General features: G+C 60.7%; 19 protein-coding genes. 16 read left to right on the top strand and 3 right to left on the bottom strand.

Annotation, left to right across the window (positions count from 1 at the left end):
* The first annotated feature begins 1 nt into the window (after position 1).
* The 9 genes from cmk to cysM all read left to right on the top strand — a co-directional run bounded on the left by cmk (position 2) and on the right by cysM (position 8,377).
* Positions 2–691, top strand: a complete 690-nt coding sequence (gene cmk, locus RAS12_RS14540) for a (d)CMP kinase (RefSeq protein ID WP_306951089.1) — start codon at positions 2–4, stop codon at positions 689–691.
* A gap of 190 nt (positions 692–881) precedes the next feature.
* Positions 882–2,594 (top strand): 30S ribosomal protein S1, encoded by a 1,713-nt coding sequence (gene rpsA / locus RAS12_RS14535; RefSeq protein ID WP_006225145.1) that lies wholly within the window; start codon positions 882–884, stop codon positions 2,592–2,594.
* A 3-nt stretch (positions 2,595–2,597) separates the two neighbouring features.
* Entirely contained in the window at positions 2,598–2,957 is a 360-nt protein-coding gene (locus RAS12_RS14530) for an integration host factor subunit beta (RefSeq protein ID WP_306951084.1), read from the top strand.
* A gap of 214 nt (positions 2,958–3,171) precedes the next feature.
* Positions 3,172–3,486, top strand: coding sequence for a LapA family protein (locus RAS12_RS14525; RefSeq protein ID WP_006225143.1), 315 nt, complete (start codon positions 3,172–3,174; stop codon positions 3,484–3,486).
* A 57-nt stretch (positions 3,487–3,543) separates the two neighbouring features.
* Positions 3,544–4,773, top strand: coding sequence for a lipopolysaccharide assembly protein LapB (gene lapB / locus RAS12_RS14520; protein ID WP_306951080.1), 1,230 nt, complete (start codon positions 3,544–3,546; stop codon positions 4,771–4,773).
* A complete protein-coding gene (gene rfaE1, locus RAS12_RS14515) occupies positions 4,770–5,711 on the top strand; it encodes a D-glycero-beta-D-manno-heptose-7-phosphate kinase (RefSeq protein WP_306951078.1) in 942 nt (313 codons plus the stop codon). The genes lapB and rfaE1 overlap by 4 nt, the downstream gene beginning before the upstream one ends.
* A complete protein-coding gene (rfaD, locus tag RAS12_RS14510) occupies positions 5,708–6,697 on the top strand; it encodes an ADP-glyceromanno-heptose 6-epimerase (protein ID WP_306951076.1) in 990 nt (329 codons plus the stop codon). Before rfaE1 ends, rfaD begins: the two co-directional genes overlap by 4 nt.
* Positions 6,698–6,882: 185 nt before the next feature.
* Entirely contained in the window at positions 6,883–7,386 is a 504-nt protein-coding gene (locus RAS12_RS14505; protein WP_306951074.1) for a ComEA family DNA-binding protein, read from the top strand.
* A gap of 82 nt (positions 7,387–7,468) precedes the next feature.
* Positions 7,469–8,377 (top strand): cysteine synthase CysM, encoded by a 909-nt coding sequence (gene cysM, locus RAS12_RS14500; RefSeq protein ID WP_306951072.1) that lies wholly within the window; start codon positions 7,469–7,471, stop codon positions 8,375–8,377.
* A gap of 100 nt (positions 8,378–8,477) precedes the next feature.
* Here the strand turns inward: cysM and RAS12_RS14495 are convergent, their stop codons facing one another.
* A complete protein-coding gene (locus RAS12_RS14495) occupies positions 8,478–9,458 on the bottom strand; it encodes a Bug family tripartite tricarboxylate transporter substrate binding protein (RefSeq protein ID WP_306951071.1) in 981 nt (326 codons plus the stop codon).
* Positions 9,455–10,231 carry an IclR family transcriptional regulator gene (locus RAS12_RS14490; protein ID WP_306951069.1) on the bottom strand — a complete coding sequence of 259 codons (777 nt, stop codon included), beginning with the start codon at positions 10,229–10,231 and terminating at the stop codon, positions 9,455–9,457. Before RAS12_RS14490 ends, RAS12_RS14495 begins: the two co-directional genes overlap by 4 nt.
* A 66-nt stretch (positions 10,232–10,297) precedes the next feature.
* Here RAS12_RS14490 and RAS12_RS14485 point away from each other — a divergent pair, with 66 nt between their 5' ends.
* The gene (locus RAS12_RS14485; protein WP_306951067.1) at positions 10,298–11,347 is read left to right on the top strand and encodes a cyclase family protein; all 1,050 of its coding nucleotides are present in this window, start codon (positions 10,298–10,300) and stop codon (positions 11,345–11,347) included.
* Between the two features lie 103 nt (positions 11,348–11,450).
* On the opposite strand, the gene mltB is transcribed toward RAS12_RS14485, so the two are convergent.
* Positions 11,451–12,605, bottom strand: coding sequence for a lytic murein transglycosylase B (mltB, locus tag RAS12_RS14480; RefSeq protein WP_306951065.1), 1,155 nt, complete (start codon positions 12,603–12,605; stop codon positions 11,451–11,453).
* Between the two features lie 10 nt (positions 12,606–12,615).
* On the opposite strand from mltB, the gene RAS12_RS14475 reads away from it, so the two are divergent.
* The 6 genes from RAS12_RS14475 (at position 12,616) to aspT (RAS12_RS14450) (ending at position 20,848) form a co-directional block, all read left to right on the top strand.
* Positions 12,616–13,539: a histone deacetylase family protein gene (locus tag RAS12_RS14475; protein WP_306951451.1), complete on the top strand. Its 924-nt coding sequence runs from the start codon at positions 12,616–12,618 to the stop codon at positions 13,537–13,539.
* Positions 13,540–13,609: 70 nt separating this feature from the next.
* On the top strand, positions 13,610–14,359 hold the full coding sequence (locus RAS12_RS14470; protein WP_306951064.1) for an electron transfer flavoprotein subunit beta/FixA family protein: 750 nt from the start codon (positions 13,610–13,612) through the stop codon (positions 14,357–14,359).
* A gap of 2 nt (positions 14,360–14,361) precedes the next feature.
* Positions 14,362–15,291 carry an electron transfer flavoprotein subunit alpha/FixB family protein gene (locus RAS12_RS14465; RefSeq protein WP_306951062.1) on the top strand — a complete coding sequence of 310 codons (930 nt, stop codon included), beginning with the start codon at positions 14,362–14,364 and terminating at the stop codon, positions 15,289–15,291.
* Positions 15,292–15,490: 199 nt separating this feature from the next.
* Entirely contained in the window at positions 15,491–17,182 is a 1,692-nt protein-coding gene (gene aspT / locus RAS12_RS14460; protein WP_306951060.1) for an aspartate-alanine antiporter, read from the top strand.
* Positions 17,183–17,296: 114 nt separating this feature from the next.
* Positions 17,297–19,123, top strand: a complete 1,827-nt coding sequence (locus RAS12_RS14455) for a bifunctional aspartate transaminase/aspartate 4-decarboxylase (RefSeq protein ID WP_306951058.1) — start codon at positions 17,297–17,299, stop codon at positions 19,121–19,123.
* A 24-nt stretch (positions 19,124–19,147) separates the two neighbouring features.
* Entirely contained in the window at positions 19,148–20,848 is a 1,701-nt protein-coding gene (aspT, locus tag RAS12_RS14450; protein WP_306951056.1) for an aspartate-alanine antiporter, read from the top strand.
* Positions 20,849–20,850 lie beyond the last annotated feature (2 nt).

Raw genomic sequence — 20,850 nt, 5'->3', positions numbered from 1 at the left:
AATGACTTCGACTTCTTCGATTGATTCTCCCGCAGCCGTCATCACTATCGATGGTCCGACTGCCTCCGGCAAGGGCACTGTGGCTCACCGTGTCGCCAAGGCGTTGGGCTGGGCGGTGCTGGATAGCGGCGCCTTGTATCGCCTGACCGCGCTGGCCGCCTTGAACCAAGGCGTAGCCGCCGAGGACGAGGCTGGCGTGGCGCGCGTGGCCGAGACCCTGGATGTGCGTTTTGAAGGACCCCATGTCTATCTGAAAGGCGTGGACGTCGGCCACGAAATCCGTCGCGAAGAGGTCGGTAACTTTGCCTCCCGCATCGCGGCTTTTCCTGGCGTGCGCCATGCTTTGCTTGAGCGCCAGCGCGCTTTCCGCCTGCCCCCGGGGCTGGTGGCGGATGGGCGGGATATGGGCACGGTCGTGTTCCCTGATGCGTCCCTGAAGGTGTTCCTGGTTGCCGATGTGGTTGCCCGGGCGGAGAGGCGCCGTAAGCAGTTGATCGAAAAGGGAATTTCTGCTAATCTTCAAGACCTTCTGCGAGATATGCGCGAGCGAGACGCCCGCGACACCGAACGCGCCACGGCGCCCCTTGCTCCCGCAGCAGACGCACACGTGCTGGATTCGTCTGATTTGACGATTGCAGAAACAGTGCAGGCAATACTGGATTTCTGGAATAAAGCGCAGGCGCAAGCCTGAAGGCAGACCGCCAGAAACCCGCTAGAAACCGACTTCGTTTTTTTTGATTAGGCCCTGTTCAAGCCAGGCGTAACCCCCACGGGCCACCCCGCAGGGCGAACCAGCTGACAGGTATTTTGACTCCACTGTGGCGGGCAATCCGCTGCGGTGTGTTCTTAACGGCCATTTCGGCCCAATGGATTTCAACCCCATGTCTTCCGTTTCCACTACCGCCACCGGCGGCGAAAGTTTCGCCGACCTTTTCGCCCAAAGCCTCAAGAGCCAGGACATGAAGTCCGGCGAGGTCATCAGCGCCGAAGTCGTGCGCGTCGACCATAACTTCGTCGTCGTCAACGCCGGCCTGAAGTCCGAAGCGCTGATCCCCCTGGAAGAGTTCCTGAATGACCAGGGCGAGCTCGAAGTGCAACCCGGCGATTTCGTCTCGGTGGCCATTGATTCCCTGGAAAACGGCTACGGCGACACGATCCTGTCGCGTGACCGCGCCAAGCGCCTGTCGGCCTGGCTGCAGCTGGAAAAGGCCCTGGAAAACGGCGAACTGGTTACCGGCACCATCACCGGCAAGGTGAAGGGCGGCCTGACCGTCATGACCAACGGCATCCGCGCGTTCCTGCCCGGTTCGCTGGTGGATCTGCGTCCGGTCAAGGACACCACCCCGTACGAAGGCAAGACCCTCGAATTCAAGGTCATCAAGCTCGACCGCAAGCGCAACAACGTTGTGCTGTCGCGTCGCCAAGTGCTGGAAGCCAGCATGGGCGAAGAGCGTCAAAAGCTGCTCGAAACCCTGCACGAAGGTGCTGTGGTCAAGGGCGTGGTCAAGAACATCACCGATTACGGCGCGTTCGTTGACCTGGGCGGTATCGACGGCCTGCTGCACATCACCGACATGGCATGGCGCCGCGTGCGTCACCCGTCCGAAGTCCTGCAAGTGGGTCAGGAAGTCGAAGCCAAGGTCCTCAAGTTCGACCAAGAAAAGAGCCGCGTCTCGCTGGGCGTCAAGCAACTGGGCGAAGATCCGTGGGTGGGCCTGGCCCGTCGTTACCCGCAAGGCACCCGTCTGTTCGGTAAGGTCACGAACCTGACCGACTACGGCGCCTTCGTCGAAGTCGAAGCCGGCATCGAAGGCCTGGTTCACGTCTCCGAAATGGACTGGACCAACAAGAACGTCGACCCGCGCAAGGTTGTTACCCTGGGCGAAGAAGTCGAAGTCATGGTCCTGGAAATCGACGAAGACCGTCGTCGTATCTCGCTGGGCATGAAGCAATGCCGCCAGAACCCGTGGGAAGAGTTCGCTACGAACTTCAAGCGCGGTGACAAGGTCCGCGGCGCCATCAAGTCGATCACCGACTTCGGCGTGTTCGTCGGTCTGCCCGGCGGCATCGATGGCTTGGTTCACCTGTCCGACTTGTCGTGGACGGAAACCGGCGAAGAAGCCGTGCGCAACTTCAAGAAGGGTGACGAGATCGAAGCCGTGGTTCTGGGCATCGATACCGACAAGGAACGCATCTCGCTGGGCATCAAGCAGCTGGAAGGCGACCCCTTCAACAACTTCGTGGCCACGTTTGACAAGGGCGCCGTTGTTCCGGGCACCATCAAGTCGGTCGAAGCCAAGGGCGCTGTTGTTACGCTGTCGGTTGACGTTGAAGGCTACCTGCGCGCTTCCGAGATCTCCTCGGGCCGCGTTGAAGATGCCACCACCGTTCTGAACGCTGGCGAAAACATCGAAGCCATGATCGTCAACATCGACCGCAAGACGCGTTCGATCCAACTGTCGATCAAGGCCCGTGACAACGCCGAAACCGCCGACACGATCCAGCGCATGTCTGATGCAAGCGCCTCGTCCGGCACCACCAACCTCGGCGCGCTGCTGAAGGCCAAGCTGGACCAACAGCGCAACGACGGTTAATTCGTGACCAAGTCGGAGCTGATCGCCGCCTTGGCGGCCCGCTATCCTCAGCTGGCCGCCCGTGACACCGATTACGCGGTCAAGACCGTGCTGGATGCAATGACCCAGGCCTTGGCCTCGGGTCAGCGCATCGAGATACGTGGTTTTGGCAGCTTCTCGTTGTCGCAGCGGTCTCCCCGAATCGGCCGCAATCCGAAGTCCGGCGAACAAGTGCTGGTACCTGGTAAACAGGTGCCGCACTTCAAGGCAGGCAAGGAATTGCGCGAAAGGGTGGACCTGGTCGGCGGCAATGAAGAGGACGCTCAATCTTCTGGATCGAGTGAGCCGATGCCTTCCATGGCAAATCTGCACGCCATGCACTGACGTCGGCTGAGCAACGCTGCCTTCGGGCAGATCGGACCGCGAACAAAGCCCCTTGAGAAATCAAGGGGCTTTGTTTTTTCCGCGTTGCTCCTGTTGTCTCGCACCCCTTTGGGCGGACTCATCTGCGTGTTGAGGCGCGCCGCAGGGATTTTTTTAGCTGGGGTGAGAGACGTCGCTTACAATTGACGGTCTTGAATTCTTTGGAGCATGCGTCATGCGCTACCTTGTCTGGGCCCTGCGATTGCTCGTGTTTATTGCGGTATTGATGTTTGCCTTGAAGAACACCGATCCGGTTGCGGTGAAGTTTTACGCAGATTACGTCGTCCAAGACGTGCCGTTGATCGTTGTCATGCTGGTTGTGTTTGTGGCTGGCGCCTTGTTCGGCCTGTTGCTGACCGTGCCCGCCGCCATGCGCCGCCGCCGCGAAGCCATGCGCTTGCGCCGTGAGCTGGACCGCGTGCAGGCCGCCGTGAATGGCACGACGCCCGTTGTGCCGCCGGAAGCCGTCGCTCCGATGTCGCCGCTGTAATGGCTTGCGGCTCGAAAGCCTTTTTTTTCGCACTGAATTACTGCAAGAGCCCGAACAGTGGATTTTGAACCTTGGTGGTTGATTTTCGTACCAGTGTTGTTTGCGCTGGGCTGGTTGGCCGCGCGCTTCGATATCAGGCAGATGCTTCGGGAAACCCGCAGCCTGCCCGACTCCTACTTCCGGGGCCTGAATTTTCTGCTGAACGAGCAGCCGGACCGCGCGATCGACGCCTTTGTCGAAGTTGCCAAACTGGACCCCGAAACCACTGAGCTGCATTTCGCGCTGGGCAGCCTGTTCCGCCGTCGCGGCGAAATGGAGCGCGCAATCCGGGTACATCAAAGCTTGTTGAGCCGCTCGGATCTTCCTGCTGCCGAGCGAGAGCACGCGCAGCACGAGCTGGCCCAGGACTTCCTGAAGGCGGGGATGCTGGATCGCGCGGAAAGCGGCTTTGAGCAATTGAAAGACACACGCTACGCGCTGCCTGCCTTGCGTTCGTTGATTCGCATCTTTGAATCCGAGCACGATTGGCCGCGGGCCATCGAGGCCGTCAAAACGCTGCAAGGGCTGGTCGACGAACCGGTTCCGCAGATCGTGCATTACTACTGCGAACAGGCGTTGACGGCGCTGACGTCCAAGCCGGCCGACATCGATGCCGCGCACAAGGCGCTGGATGCCGCTGATCACGCCTTGTCTACGACGGATGTGTCCGTCAGCAAGGGCGCGATGGTGCGCACCGCGATGTTGCGCGCCCGCCTGGCGCTGATGGAGCAAGACCCGAAGCGCGAACGTCTGTATCTGGAATCGGTGATGACCGATGCGCCGGAATACGCGGGTTTGGTGGCCGAACAACTGCTGGCCAATTACCGCGCGGCCAACCAGGTGGAAGCCGGGTTGGACTTCCTGCAAAAGCAGTATCAGCGGCATGCGTCGCTGGATCTGTTCAATGTCGTGTTCCGCGAACTGCGGGTGCAGCAGGGCTCGGCCGTTGCTTGGGCGTTTGCCCGAGGCGCGCTGCGCAGCCACCCGTCGCTGCTGGGTCTGGACCGTCTGCTGGAAGCCGAGTTGACCAATCCTGAAGCTGGGGCCGGGCAACCGGGCGCCGAGCAAGGCCCGGTGCCGGGCGCGGATTTGACGCTGCTGCGTAGCCTGATCCACAAGCACACGCAACGGCTGGACCGCTATGCATGCCGCAGTTGCGGATTTCAAGCGCGTCGCTTTTACTGGCAATGTCCCGGCTGCAATGCCTGGGAGACCTATGCGCCGCGCCGTTTGGAAGAACTTGAATGAAGCCTTTTCCCTCCGAAGCCATTTCGCGCAGCCGCGTTCTCGTGGTGGGCGACGTGATGCTGGACCGTTACTGGTTTGGCGAAGTCGAACGCATTTCGCCTGAGGCTCCCGTACCCGTGGTGCGTGTGGCGCGACGCGAAGACCGGCTGGGTGGCGCTGCCAACGTGGCGCGCAACGTAGCGGCCCTGGGCGGCCAGGTGACGTTGGTAGGGGTGCTGGGCGAGGACGAGGCCGGCGACAGCATCCGGCGTTTGTCGGCCGAGGCCGGTATCAAGACGGACCTGATCGCCGATCCTTCCCTGCACACCACGCTGAAAATGCGCGTGCTGGGACGCCAGCAGCAGCTGCTGCGCGTGGACTTTGAGCAGCACCCCGAGCAGGCCGCGCTGGACCTCGTGGATGCCGCCTTGGCCCGTCATTTGGCCAATCACGACATCATTGTGCTGTCCGACTACGCCAAGGGTGTGCTGACGCGAGTTGAATCGCTGGTCGCCATGGCGCGCCATGCCGGCATACCGGTACTGGTGGACCCCAAGGGTGACGACTACACGCGTTATCGTGGCGCGACGCTGGTCACGCCGAACCGCTCGGAAATGCAGCAAGCTGTGGGCCGCTGGAATTCCGAAGCCGAATTGACGGATCGGGCGCAACGCTTGCGCGCTGATCTGGATCTGGAAGCCTTGCTTGTGACCCGTTCCGAGCAGGGCATGACTATGTTTACCGATGCAGGGCGCGAACACACCGATGCGCAAGCGCACGAGGTGTTTGATGTGTCTGGTGCAGGCGATACGGTGCTGGCCACGCTGGCGGTATCGCGCGCCATTGGTTTGCCGTGGGTTGAAGCCATGGGCTGGGCCAACAAGGCTGGCGGCATTGCCGTGGGCAAACTGGGCACATCCGTCGTGACCGCTGCGGAATTGGCAGGAGAATCCTCATGATCGTCGTTACCGGAGCCGCAGGCTTCATTGGCAGCAATCTGGTGCGCGGGCTGAACCGCCGCGGCATTCAGGACATCATCGCGGTTGATGATCTGACCGAGGGCGATAAGTTCGTCAATCTGGTCGATTGCAAGATCGCCGACTACATGGACAAGGACGACTTCCGCCGCCGGGTTGCCGATGGCAGTTTGCCTGCGGTGCGTGCGGTGCTGCACCAGGGCGCGTGCTCGGACACGACCGAGCGTAACGGCCGCTACATGATGGACAACAATTTCCGCGTCACGCTGGAATTGTTCGAATTCTGCCAGGCGCGACGTATTCCTTTCCTGTATGCGTCGTCGGCCGCGGTTTACGGCGGTTCGTCGATCTACGTCGAAGACCCGGCCAACGAAGGCCCCTTGAACGTCTACGGCTATTCCAAGCTGCTGTTCGACCAAGTGCTGCGCAAGCGCTTGGACAGCTTGACGGCGCAGGTCGTGGGCCTGCGCTACTTCAATGTCTACGGCCCGCATGAGCAGCATAAGGGCCGTATGGCGTCCGTCGCCTTCCATAACATGAACCAATTCCTGGAGCATGGCCATGTACGCCTGTTCGCGGGTTGGGACGGGTATGTCGATGGCGGCCAGAGCCGCGACTTCATCTCGGTTGAAGACGTGGTGGCAGTCAATCTGCACTTTCTGGATCATCCCGAGCAATCGGGTATCTTCAATTGCGGCACGGGCCGGGCGCAGCCGTTCAACGATGTGGCTGCGGCTGTCGTCAATACCTTACGCGCCGAGCGCGGCGAGGCTGAATTGACGCTGGCGCAGTTGGTGGAGCTGGACCTGATCCGTTATATCCCCTTCCCGGATGATCTGAAGGGCCGCTACCAGAGCTATACGCAAGCGGACGTGACGCAGTTGCGCACGGCGGGCTTCTACGCCCCGATGCGGGACGTACAGACCGGGGTGGCCGAATACGTGCGCTATTGGCGCGCGCGCCGCTGACGCTGGTGTTTTTCGCCAGGCGTTGCTTGCCCAAGAAACCCGTTCCTTTGAGCGGGTTTTTTTTACCCGCGTAATTGCCGGGGTGGATCGTTTCATTCACTGGCCATCCTTGGAACCCGCGTGGCGGCCATCATGGGAACAGTGACGTGACAGCCGTTGCGTCCAGTCTTTTCAGGAGATATCCCATGAATCCTTTTCTGACTTTTCCTGCCTCGCGGATGACGCCTTGCACTTCTGGGCGCGGAACCCGTTGGCCGCGGACGGCTGCCCGTAGCCGGCGTGGGAAACGCCTGCTACGGCTTGCGCTAGGCGCGTTGCTGGTAAGCACGGGCCTGGGTTTTGCAGCGCCATCGGCCCTGGCTTTGAATGTCAACGAGGCCACCGCGCAGCAGTTGGAAAGTATCCGGGGCATAGGCCCGCGTACGGCGGAGATCATCGTTAGCGAGCGTGAGCGCGGCGGTAAATTCCAGTCCCTGGATGACTTTGCCGAACGCGTGCGAGGCATCGGGCAGAAAAAGGCGCAGGCCTTAGAGGCCGCGGGTTTACAGGTGGGAGCTGGGGCGGCAGCCGGTTCCGGCACAAAGGGCGGGGCCGCGGCGGCGGTTACGGCCAGCCCTGCCGCGGCAGGCGCATCCGGGGCCAAGCCTGCTCCGGCTAAACCAGCCCCTGCCGCTCGCCCACGGCCCTGACGGCGCCCTTCTTTCCAGGAACCCCTGGCAAGAGCGCGGCTTTTCGCTGTGTCTGTTGTCAGGCGGAGTTATGATCATTCGCATGACTACTACCTACCCCACTATCGAGCAAACCGTCGGCAATACGCCGTTGGTGCGTCTGCAGCGTATTCCCGGTGCCGCGGGCGCCGCGCGTGGCAACGTCATCCTGGCCAAGCTGGAAGGCAACAACCCCGCAGGCTCCGTCAAGGATCGTCCGGCGTTGTCGATGATCAAACACGCGGAAGAGCGTGGCGACATCAAGCCGGGCGATACGCTTATTGAAGCAACCAGCGGCAACACCGGCATCGCGCTGGCCATGGCGGCCGCGATGAAGGGCTACCGCATGATCCTGATCATGCCGGACAACCTGTCCGTGGAACGCCGTGCAGCAATGGCGGCCTATGGCGCCGAACTCATCCTGACGCCGGCAGACAAGGGCGGCATGGAATATGCCCGCGATCTCGCCACCGAAATGCAGGCCGATGGCAGGGGCGTGGTGCTGGACCAGTTCGCCAATCCCGATAATCCGCGCGCGCACGTCGAAACAACTGGGCCTGAACTCTGGAACCAGACGGACGGGCGTATCACGCATTTTGTCAGCGCCATGGGTACGACAGGCACGATCATGGGCGTGTCGACCTACCTGAAATCGCGCAACCCCGCGGTACAGGTGGTGGGCGCGCAGCCGGCCGAAGGCTCGCAGATTCCCGGCATCCGCAAGTGGCCGGAAGCTTATTTACCCAAGATTTTTGACCGCAGCCGCGTTGATGCCTACGAATCCATCGAACAGTCGGAAGCCGAAGTCATGGCGCGCCGCCTGGCGGCGGAAGAGGGCATCTTCGGTGGCATTTCGTCGGCGGGTGCGTTGGTGGCTGCCCTGCGCGTGGCCGAGCGCGTCAACGACGCAACCATCGTATTTATTGTTTGCGACCGTGGTGACCGTTATTTGTCGACGGGCGTTTTCAACTGATATTCGCGTGGGGCAGCTTGACGGCTGCTGAAAGCAAACACCCGCGTCCAGGAGTACCAATTCCTGGACGCGGGTGTTTTTTATTGCCGGGCCGCAAGCCTTATTCAGGCTGAATGTTGGCGTCCTTCATGACCTTGATCCAGCGCGCGCTTTCGGCCAGATTGAAGGCTTCAGCTTCCTGGTAGCTCATGGTGCTGGGCAGCGTGCCTTGCGACTTCAGGGCCTCTACGACCTTGGGCGATTTCGACGCCTCGACCATGGCTTTGTTGAGCTTGGCGATGATGGGTTCGGGCGTGTCCTTGGGTACCCACATCCCGTACCAAGTGACGATATCGAAGTCAGGGAGCACGGTTTCCGCGATGGTAGGTACGTTGGGCAAATCGGCCAGGCGAGTCTTGGTGGTGACGGCCAGCGGGACAACCTTGCCGCTTTGAATCAGCGGAAGGGCGGGCGCCAGCGGGGCGTACATCAAGTCCACGTGGCCACCCGCAACGTCCGTCAGGGCCGGGCTGCTGCCACGGTATCCAACGTGCGAGATTGAAGCCTTGGTGGACGTATTGATCAGTTCTCCGGCCAGGTGCGGCAGGGTGGCGACCCCGGGCGAGGCGAAGGTCAACGTGCCGGGTTGCGCGCGGGCGTGCTGAATCAATTCAGCAAAGGTCTTGAACTTGGATGTGGGCGGGACGACGGCCACCATTGGCACCGTGCCCAACACGCCCACCATGTGGAAGTCTTTGATCGGGTCAAAGCTCAGGCTTTTGAACTGAGCGGGATAGATGCCCTGCACGGAAGGGTTCATCAGCAGCGTGTAGCCGTCGGCGGGAGCCTTGGCTACCTGTGCCGCGCCGATCGTGCCACTGGCGCCTGCACGGGTTTCGATGACCAGCGGCTGGCCCAGGATTTCACCCATTTGCACGGCAACGACACGCCCCACTACGTCCGTCGGACCGCCTGCGGCCCACGGCATGATGACGCGTATCGGTTTGTCGGGATAGGCGCCTTGTGCTTGCGCGCCAGCCAGCGGCAGGCCGGCGGTGGCGATCAATGTGCATGCCGTGGCAAGAAAGCTGCGTTTGTTCATCTACTGTCTTCTCCAACAAAAGTGAGGTTGGCCGAGGGCAGGGCCGCATGCAGCAGCGCCTTGACCTCTTCCAGTTGTTTTCCAGTGGTGGCTTCGTTTTTGAGCATGCGTCCCAGAGGGCCGGCCACCACGATGGCAAAGGGTTGTTCATAGGCCCGGAACCCGAGGGATACGGACATCACGTCTTCAACGTTTTCGCCCACCGAACGCTGCCAGCCGCGCGCAACCCCTTCCTGCAAGTCGCGGTCGAATGCGTCGCGGGTGGTGATGGTGCTGTCTGTGAACGGGGCGAATCCGCTATAGGCCTTGAACCATTTCTGGCGTTCTTCCGGCAGCAGCACGGACAGCAGCGCTTTGCCGGAACTGGTGGCGTGTACCGCCTTGAATCCGCCCGGTTGATGTGAGAACCGGATCGTCTGTTTGGATTCGGCAACGATCAGGTAAACGACCTTGTCATCCGCCAGCTTGGCCAGCAAAGCGGTTTCTCCGGTCAGATCGCGAACCCTTTCCAGCACGGGTTCGATAACGGCATTTAACGGGTCGCTGCGACAAATAAGCGTCGCAACATGAATCAGCTTTTGGGTGGGGTAATAGCCGTGCTTCTTGCCGATTTCATAGAGATAACCGCGAGCCACCATGGTTTTAAGCAGGCCATGGCAACTGGACAGCGGGATCTGCATCTGGGCGGCGATTTCGCTGTACAGCAATGGCTTCTGCTCCTCGGCAAAGAGGTTCAGCACATCCAGAACTCGAGCAGCTGTTTTCACATCCATGATGATAGTATCCTATACGTGATAAATTTATGTCAATCCGCTTTCAACGCCAAGGAGTGTCGACGCATGAGATGGAAGAACCGACCCGAAGGATCAAACTGGGGCGACTTCGGGCCTGACGATCAGCGCGGTTGCCTGAATTACATCACTCCCGAGAACGTACTGATGGGCATAGGCGAAGTTCGCCTGGGCCTGAGCTTTTGCCTGTCGCTTCCGCTGGACTATCCCGGGGGGAATGGGGTGAATGTCCGGCGTCATCCGCCCAAGCTGCGGCCGACGGAACGTGACGGCGATCAGTACATGAATTTCCCTTTGGGACGTTTGCGTCCGGGCTGCGTGGACGTGCTGAGTGACGACATTGTTGAGATGAGCCTGCAGTATTCGACCCAATGGGATTCATTGGCTCACGTGGGGGCATTGTTCGATGCCAATGGCGACGGACTGCCCGAGCGCGTTTACTACAACGGCTACCGCCCCAACGATCACGTGATCGGCCCTGTTGACTACGACGTAGACAAGGGCTTTGCCAAGACCGATTTGGGCCAGGGTGGGGCGTCCAATGCCAAGAAACTGGACATCACGCAGTTGGCCGAATCCTGCCTGCAAAGCCGTGGCGTGATGGTGGACTTGGCCAAGCACTATGGCCGCGAGCAAAAGTCAGTGGGCTATGACGACCTGATGCGTATCCTGGAAAGCGACCGGATCGAGATCGAGCGGGGCGACATCGTTCTGTTTCACACCGAATTCGGCGACGCCTTGCTGGAGAAGCACCGCGAACCTGATCCGCATACGCTGCACGAGATTTGCGCCGGCCTGGATGGCAGCGACGAGAAGCTGCTGCAATGGATCACGGACTCGAAGGTAGCGGCCATGGCGTCTGACAATCACGCGCTGGAGATCTATCCCACTCAGAAACCCAACGCCTGCTGCGCCGCGCTGCCGCTGCATCACCATTGCATCTTCAAGCTGGGCATGCCGATTGGCGAGATGTGGTACTTGGGGCAGCTTGCGCGATGGTTGAAAGCCAACCGGCGCAATCGCTTTCTGCTGACGGCTCCGCCTTTGAATCTGCCGGGCGCGGTGGGTTCGCCGGTGACGCCGGTTGCGACCGTCTGACGCTTGCGTTGCAAAGGGCGGGGCTGATTGCGCCGCCCCGAGGCAACTATGAAAAACGGCGCTCGCAACAAGATGCGGGCGCCGTTTTTTTGGGGCTGGACAATCAGCGGCCCACGCGGGCTTCGATTTCGCTTGCAAGGTCGGCCACTGAGGTGGCGTAGAAATAGCTGCGGTTGTACTTGGTCAGTGCGAAAAAATTCGGCGTGCCGACGCGGTACTGGGCCGTGCCACGGGCCTCTTCCACCAGATCCACCACGCCCAGGGGTTGCGCATCCCAACCGGTGGCCGAAGCCCCCGGTTGCAGGCGTGCGCCGGCCGCCGTCAGCGTGGCCCAGGTTTGTTTGGGCTCCAGGCCGCCGTCGACCAGCGCAGTCGGGTCCGCAGGCAGCACCACCGGCGCGAACACGGGCAGGCCACGTTGCCAGCCGTGTTGCGACAGGAAGCTGCCGACGGACATGATGGCGTCCTGGGTGTTGTTGGTCAGGTCGATATGGCCGTTGTTATCGCCATCCACCGCGTAATGCATGATGCTCGTGGGCATGAACTGGGGCATGCCGATAGCGCCCGCATAGGACCCGCGTGTTTCCAGATCTAATTTGTCTTTCATGACCAGTGTCAGAAAGTCCGCCAGCTGGCCACGGAACATCGTGGCGCGCTCGGGCTTGGCCGGGTCCGGATAGTCGAAGGCCAAGGTGGCCAGGGCATCGATCACCCGGAAGTTGCCCATGTTGCGGCCATACAGCGTTTCGACGCCGATGATCGAGGCAATGATGGGTGCCGGCACGCCAAAACGCTGTGCGGCCCGGTTCAGAAGATCGCGGTTTTCGTTGTAGAAATCCACGCCCCAGCCGATGCGTTTGGGTTCGACAAAGCGTGAGCGGTATGTCAGCCAGCTGCGCCAGATCTTCTTGCCCGGGGGCGCCGGCGCGATCAGGCGCGACACGGTGGCGTTGTAGCGTGAGCTTTCCAGCGCCGAGACCATCGGGGCCAGCGGCAGATTGCGCTGAACAGCCAGATCTTCCACGAAAGCGCGGACTTCAGGGCGCAGCTTGCCCGTGGCGGTCAGGGTGGCAGGAGCGTCATCCGGTAGTTCGGGGCCTAGTGTCGGCGTACTGGGACCGATGCGAATGGCAGTGTTGGCAGAGGCGGCGCCGGGTTGGGCGGCAAGCGTATTTGGGGCAGTTGGAGCGGTGGTGGAGCACCCCGCCAGCAGGGCGGAAAGCATTCCGAGTTGCAGTAATCGCCGACAGATGAACATAATCTTCCTTATGGAGACCATGTATCTTACCCACCCGGCATGCCGCTTGCATGAAATGGGCAGTTGGCATCCCGAAAGCCCGCAGAGGCTTGACGCCATTTCTGACCAATTATTGGCCAGCGGATTGATGCCCTATCTGGATGACCGGCAGGCGCCACAGGTGTCCCGCGATGACATCCTGCGCGTGCACACCGTCCAGTATCTGGACAGTTTGCAGGAACATACGCCGGACCAAGGGTATTACCCGATAGATCCGGACACGCTCATGAATCCCCACACCTATGAAGCCGCCTTGTACGCGGCGGGGGCGGGCGTGGCAGCGGTTGATGCGGTGATGGGAGGCGAGGCCCGCACGGCGTTCTGCGCGGTGCGCCCGCCCGGTCATCACGCCTGCCGTTCGCAGGCCATGGGATTCTGCTTCTTGAACAATGTGGCCATCGCGGCCCGCCATGCAATGGACGTTCACGGTCTGTCGCGAGTGGCCATCGTGGACTTCGATGTTCACCACGGCAATGGCACCGAAGACGTTTTCGCGGGCGACGACCGCGTGTTGATGTGCAGTTTCTTCCAGCATCCGTTCTTTCCCAATAGCGGCGCGGAGCATCCGGCCGGCAATATGGTCAATGTGCCGGTTGCCGCCTATACCGCGGGCGCAGCCGTCAAGACGATCGTGACCGATACCTGGCTGCCCCGGCTGGAGGCGCATCGTCCTGAATTGATTCTGGTGTCGGCGGGTTTTGACGCACACCGCGAGGATGATATGGGCCAGATGGGGCTGGTGGAAGCCGATTATGCTTGGATGACTGAACAACTGGTCAATGTGGCGGAACGCCATTGTCAGGGCCGGATCGTCAGCACCCTGGAAGGCGGTTACAACTTGTCTGCCCTGGGCCGCAGCGTGGTTGCGCATATACGGGCGCTGGCTAAGCTGTAGAATCAGGAAAAAATTGTGCAATGCGATCCCGGCATTCGCCGGGTAACTATTTCCATTTGGAGGCTGCGGGATGAAGGTGTTGGTACCTGTCAAGCGCGTCGTTGACTACAACGTCAAGGTGCGAGTCAAGTCGGATCAGACTGGCGTGGATATCGCCAATGTGAAGATGTCCATGAACCCCTTTGACGAAATCGCCGTCGAAGAAGCGACTCGCCTGAAAGAAAAAGGCGCCGTTGCTGAAGTCGTGGCGATTTCTTGCGGCGTTGCGCAATGCCAAGAAACGCTGCGCACCGCCATGGCCATTGGCGCCGATCGCGGCGTGCTGGTCCAGACCGATGCCGAATTGCAGCCGCTGGCCGTGGCCAAGCTGCTGAAGGCCTTGGTCGACAAGGAACAGCCGCAGCTCGTGATCCTGGGCAAGCAAGCCATCGATGACGACGCCAACCAAACCGGCCAGATGCTCGCTGCATTGCTGGATTGGCCGCAAGCCACGTTCGCCAGCAAGGTCGAACTGGCTGATGGCAAGGTCACGGTCACTCGCGAAGTGGACGGCGGCCTGGAAACGCTGACGCTGAAGCTGCCGGCAATCATCACCACCGACCTGCGCCTGAACGAGCCGCGTTATGTCACGCTGCCGAACATCATGAAGGCCAAGAAAAAGCAGTTGGACACCGTCACGCCCGAAGAACTGGGTGTTGATCCCGCTCCGCGCCTGAAGACGCTGAAGGTCAGTGAGCCGCCCGCTCGCAAAGCCGGCATCAAGGTGGCCGACGTTGCGGCTCTGGTGGACAAACTCAAGAACGAAGCGAAGGTGGTCTGATCATGACGACGCTGGTTATTGCCGAACACGATAACGCCCAGTTGAAGGGCGCAACCCTGAACGCCGTCGCCGCCGCCGCCAAGATCGGAGGCGATGTGCACGTGCTGGTCGCCGGCGCCAATGCGCGCGCCGTGGCCGACCAGGCCGCGCAAGCTGCTGGTGTCGCCAAGGTGCTGCTGGCCGACGCGCCGCAGTTGGCCGACGGGCTGGCCGAAAACGTTGCCGCCCAGGTGCTGGCCGTGGCTTCCAACTACAGCCACATCCTGTTCCCCGCAACCGCCTCGGGCAAGAACGTGGCGCCGCGCGTCGCTGCCAAGCTCGATGTGGCGCAGATCTCGGACATCATCGGCGTGGAATCCGCCGATACGTTCCTGCGACCGATCTATGCGGGCAACGCTATTGCTACCGTGCAATCGGCCGACGCTGTGAAGGTCATCACCGTCCGTACGACCGGCTTTGACGCGGTTGCCGCGCAAGGCGGTTCGGCTGCCGTGGAAGAACTGACCGCTGTGGCCGACTCGGGTCTGTCTGCATTCGTGGGCCGCGAAGTCGCCAAGAGCGACCGTCCTGAACTGGCCGGCGCGCGTGTTGTGGTGTCGGGCGGCCGCGGTCTGGGCAGCGCCGAAAACTTCAAGATCCTGGACCCGTTGGCTGACAAGCTGGGTGCCGCACTGGGCGCTTCGCGTGCCGCAGTGGACGCGGGCTACGCGCCGAACGATTGGCAGGTGGGGCAGACGGGCAAGATTGTTGCGCCGCAGCTTTACGTGGCCGTCGGCATTTCAGGCGCTATCCAGCATCTGGCCGGCATGAAGGATTCGAAGGTCATTGTTGCTATCAACAAAGATCCCGAAGCCCCGATTTTCGGCGTGGCGGATTATGGCTTGGTGGGCGATCTGTTCCAGGTCGTTCCTGAATTGACCGGCGCGCTGTAAACCGCGCCTGTTCAAGCAGTATCAAAAACCCGCGAGCTTCTTAGCTCGCGGGTTTTTTTTTGCTCTGCAAGAAAATTAGATCGTGTGAGATTGCTGTAGTAAATCTTTTGATTTTCTGAAAGATTCTGATAATGTACTTCGCGCGCAGCTGGATTGTTGGCGCATGTGCTTGACCTGTACAGAACGAAGGAGATTCGGGATGGAATGGTTCTTTGACACACTACGGAAGTATCCAGAATTGGCGGTCTTCCTTACCTTGGGTTTAGGGTATTGGATAGGCGCTAAAAAAATCTTCGGATTTAATCTTGGTGCAGTAACGGGTACTTTGCTGGTTGGTGTGCTGGTCGGCCAACTCGATATCACCATCGCGCCCATCCTCAAGCAGGTGTTCTTCCTGCTGTTCCTCTTCGGTCTAGGTTACGGCGTCGGACCGCAATTCTTCCGCGGCATGAAAAGCGATGGCCTTCCTCAGGTCATCTTCGCGGTCATCATCTGCGTCATATGTTTGCTGGTCACTTGGGCGACCGCCGTGGGCTTTGGCTTTGATGCCGGCACGGGCGCGGGGCTGCTTGCTGGCGCGCAAACCATCTCGGCAGTGATGGGCGTGGCAACGGACACGATCAACGGTTTGGGAGTGGATGCGGCGACCAAGAAGAAATGGATCGACAGCATTCCGGTGGCCTATGCGGTTTGCTACATCTTCGGCACCGTGGGCAGCGCCTGGCTGCTGGCATCACTCGGCCCGAAGCTGATGGGTGTGGACATCGTCAAAGAGTGCAAGGAGTACGAGGCCAAGATGTCCGGCAGCAACGACTCGATGGAACTGTCGGGTTATCGCAAGTTCACTGCCCGCGCCTATAAGTTGGATCATACGGAGCACGTGGGCAAGACGGTGGCTGAATTGGAATCGCGCTTTGTCGAGGCCCGCGTTTTTGTCGAACGCATCCGCCGCGATGGCCAGATCATCGATGCCGAATCCACCACCGTGCTGCAAACCGGCGACGTGCTGGGCATAACGGGCCGCCATGATGCGCTGGTGCTGCAAGCTGCAGGCATCATCGGCACCGAGGTCGAGGACCGCGACCTGCTGAGTCTGCCTGCCGAGATCGTCGAGGTTGTGCTGACCAATAAGAATCTGGCCGGCAAGACAGTCAAGGAAATCTCCGAGCTGGAGGCCGTGCGGCAGATGGGCCGTGGCGTGTTCTTGCGCAAGGTCGTGCGGGGCGGTCATGAGATGCCGGTCAACTGGGGGCTGAAACTGGACCGCGGTGATCGTCTCTTCATCCTGGGCGCCAAGCGTGATGTTGAACGCGTGATCAATAAGGTCGGTTATGTGGACCGCGCCACTGAGCAGACGGACATGGTGTTCGTGGGCTTTGGCATCTTGCTGGGCGGCCTGTTCGGCAGCTTGGTGCTGACCGTAAGCGGCATCCCCATCACGTTGTCGACCTCGGGCGGAGCGCTGATCTCCGGCCTGATCTTCGGCTATCTGCGATCCGTGCATCCTACGTTTGGCCGCGTGCCTGAACCGGTGCATTGGTTCCTGACATCCGTTGGCTTGACCGCGTTCGTGGCGGTGGTTGGTATTACGTCCGGGCCAGGTTTTGTCCAGGGCTTCCAGCAACTCGGCGCCAAGCTGTTTGTAGCGGGCATTATCGCGACCAGTGTGCCGATGATTCTGGGCGTGTATATCGCTCGCTATATTTTCAAATTCCATCCGGCCATTGTGCTGGGCGTGTGCGCTGGCGCGCGGACTACTACTGCGGCGATCGGACAAATCACCGAAACAGCGAAAAGCCAGGTGCCCGCTTTGGGCTACACGGTGCCTTATGCGATTGGCAATACCCTGCTCATTATCTGGGGGATTGTCATTGTCATGCTCATGACCTAGTGGGACGTCCCGCAAGCCGAGTGGCTTGCGGGCAGCACTACAGCGGTGCGGCGGCCAAGCCCGCCCGCAGCGCTCGTGCAAGTCTGTCAAAACGCAAACCAGGAGTACTGAAAAATGGCTTCCACCGCGCCTCTCACCGTCAGCTTGGCCTCTGCCCTGAAAACGACCCGTTCGCGTCAGCGCGACTTAGAGCAGTTATCGCCTTTTGAACTGAAGGACTACCTGATTACGCTGGCCAAAGAAAACCAGCATACCGCCGCGCTGACCATGTTGAATGCGGGACGCGGCAACCCGAACTGGATCGCGACCGAGCCCCGCGACGCGTTTTTCCTGATGGGCCAATTCGCCATGAAGGAAGCGCGCCGCGTGCGCGACGACGCCATCTTGGCGGGTATGCCGGCCAAGAAAGGCTGCGCTGACCGGCTGCGCAAGTTTCTGTCCAAGCACAAAGGCGAAGATGGCCATGATTTCCTGGTCGGCGTGCTTGAGTATGGCGTGAAGATCAAGGGCTTTGATCCCGATGAATGGATACACGAGCTGACAGACAGCATCATCGGCGACAACTATCCGGTGCCGCCGCGCGCACTGGTGCACATTGAACAGATCGTGCATGACTATCTGATCAAGGAAATGTGCGATGGCCGTCCGCCCAAGGGCAAGTTCGACTTGTTCCCGGTCGAAGGCGGTACCGCAGCCATGTGCTACATCTTCGACTCGTTGATGCAGAACGGCCTGCTCAAGCAGGGCGACACGATTGCGCTGTTCCTGCCGACGTTCACGCCTTACATCGAGATCGCGCACCTTGAGCGTTTCCAGTTCAAGATCGTGGCTATCAATGCCAATAGCCTGCGTCCGGATGGCACGCACGATTGGCACTATCCGGCCAGCGAAATCGCCAAGCTGGAGAATCCGAAGATCAAGCTGGCCGTGACGGTGAACCCGAGCAATCCGCCTTCGGTGGCGTTCAGCCCGGTTGAGATGAAGCAGATCGTGCGCCTGATCCGCAAAAACCCCGATCTGGTGCTGGTGACCGATGATGTGTATGGCACTTTTGTGCCGAACTTCCGTTCGCTGATGGCCGAAGTGCCGCACAACACGATCTGCGTGTATTCGTTCTCGAAGAACTTCGGCTGCACAGGCTGGCGCCTGGGCGTGATTGCAACCCATGAAAAGAACACCATGGATCGCCGCATTGCCGAGCTGCCCGCGTCGTGGAAGCAGCGGTTGAACAAGCGATATGGCGCGATGACGATGGAGCCCGAAAAGCTCAAGTTCATTGACCGCATGGTCGCCGACAGCCGCAATGTTGCGTTGAACCACACGGCGGGCCTGTCCTTGCCGCAGCAGGTACAGATGGGCTTTTTTGCGCTGTCGCACCTGCTGGATCTGAAGGACGCCTACAAGCATCTGACGATGGAGATTGTGCGGGCCCGGCGCGACGCATTGTGGCGCGGCTTGGGGGCGAAGCTTCCGCCGGAAGATCCGATGCGCGGCTGGTATTACGTGGAACTGGACTTCATGGTCTGGGCCAAGGCAGCCTACGGTGATTCTTTCTGCAAATACATGACGTCCAACTACGAGCCGGTGGACTTCCTGTTCCGGCTGGCGGAAAAGTCAGGCGTGGTGCTAATGGATGGCGGCGGTTTTGGCGGCCCTCCGTGGTCCATCCGCATTTCGCTGGCTAACCTTGACGACGGTGACTACGCCAAGATCGGCAAGCACATGGTTGATGCGGCAACCGAATACGTCGAAGCATGGAAGGCCGGCGAGCTGGTGCGTTCGGGTCCCACGGCCGGCAAGGGTCAGACGGTCAAGTCCGGCGCCGCCAAACGCATCGCCAAGACAGCGGTGAAAAAGGGCGCAAAGACAGCGGTGAAGAAGGCGGTGAAGAAAGCAGATACCGCCGCCAAATCCGCCAAGAAATCAACGGCTCGAAAGTAGGCAACCACAGGGCGACACAACCTTATGACGTGCTCAGTCGGGTTTTTCAATAGCGTCCCCATCGCGGTGTTGTTTGTGACGGTGGGTTTGGGATACCTGATCGGCAAATTGAAAGTCGGGCCGATTCAGTTGGGCGGGGTGTGCGGAACACTCATCGTTGCCCTGCTGATCGGCCAGACGGGTTGCCAGATGCGCGGCGATCTTAAAGAGGTTGCGTTCGCCCTGTTTATCTTTGCCATGGGCTACTCCGGTGGTCCGCAATTCTTTGCAAACCTGAACCGGTCCAGCCTGCGCTACATCGTGCTGCCGGTGATCGAAGCCGTGTTGGTGTTGACCATTGTGCTGGCGGCGGTGCCCTTGTTCGGGCTGGATGCCGGCACCGCGGCAGGGCTGGCCGCGGGGGCGGCGACGGAATCGGCAGTGGTGGGTACTGCTGCCGAAGCGCTCAAGCACCTGGGCTTGCCGGATGCCGAAGTGCAGCGCATGGAAGCCAATATCGCCACGGCCTACACCCTGACCTATCTGGTGGGGCTGATCAGCATTGTGTTCTTCACGAGCCAGATCGCGCCCGCGCTGTTGCGCATCAATCTACGCGAGGCCTCTAAGGCTCTTGAAGAAAAACTGGGGGTGGCGAGCGGCGACGGTGATGAAACCAATCTGCCTACCTTGCCGCGCCTGGTTGGACGCGCCCATGTGGTCAAGGATGCAGGCGGCATGAGCGTTGCCGACGTTGAGACACAGTTGGGCGGCCGTACGGTGATCAGCCGGATTCTGCGCAATGGCGAGGCCGTGGACGCGACGCCCGAAGACACCCTGAACACGGGCGATATCGTGGTGGTGCTGGGCCTGCGGCGTTTCGCGTTGCGCGCAGGCTCCGTCGTCGGGCCAGAAATTCAGTTGCCCGAAGCTCATGCGGACGACCTTCAACTCAGCGAATTGGCGGTGATCGTCAATAAGAAGACGATCAACGGCCACACGATAGGCGAACTTGCCAAACGGCCCAGCGCCCGGCGCGCGCGTGGCGTCTTCGTGCAATCCATTGTGCGCTCTGGCCATGTGCTGCCGTTGACGCCTTCGACCGTTGTGCAATACGGCGACCTTGTGACGCTGGTGGGCGCCGAGCCGGAACTGTCTCAGGCGGGCGCGGCGCTGGGCAATGAGCTGCGCCGCAGCGGCGTAACGGATCTGGTGTTTCTGGCGTTTGGCATTCTGGCCGGCCTGATGGTTGGCAGCCTGAGCGCACGGATGTGGGGCATACCCGTGTCGCTCGGTAGCGGCGGCGGGGCGCTGGTAAGCGGTTTGGTCTGCGGCTGGATCAATGCGAAACGGCCTGCCGTCGGGCATATGCCGGCGCACGCGGTGCAACTGTTGAAGGATCTGGGCCTGGCGGTCTTTGTCGCCTGCGTGGGCTTGTCGGCGGGGCCAGAAGCGATATCGCTGATCCGCGAGCACGGTGCGGTGCTGCCGCTTATTGGCCTGCTGGTGTCATTGGGACCGGCTTGCCTGTCGCTGTGGATCGGCCACAAGATCCTCAAGATCGAAGGTCCGTTGCTGGTTGGCGCGATTGCAGGCCAGCACGTCAGCACGCCTGCGATCAGCGCCATTCTGGGCGCAAGCGGCAGCTCTGTACCGCTTCTGGGCTACACCGTCACCTACGCCATCGCGAACGTGCTGCTGCCGGTGCTGGGGCCCATCATAGTGTCGCTGGCCTATCACTTGAGCTAGCG

Origin of the sequence: Achromobacter seleniivolatilans (genome assembly GCF_030864005.1) — a bacterium.
GTDB classification, from domain to species: domain Bacteria; phylum Pseudomonadota; class Gammaproteobacteria; order Burkholderiales; family Burkholderiaceae_B; genus Achromobacter; species Achromobacter seleniivolatilans.
The sequence above is the reverse complement of the archived record's forward strand: the minus strand, read 5'-3'. Positions and strand labels throughout refer to the sequence as shown.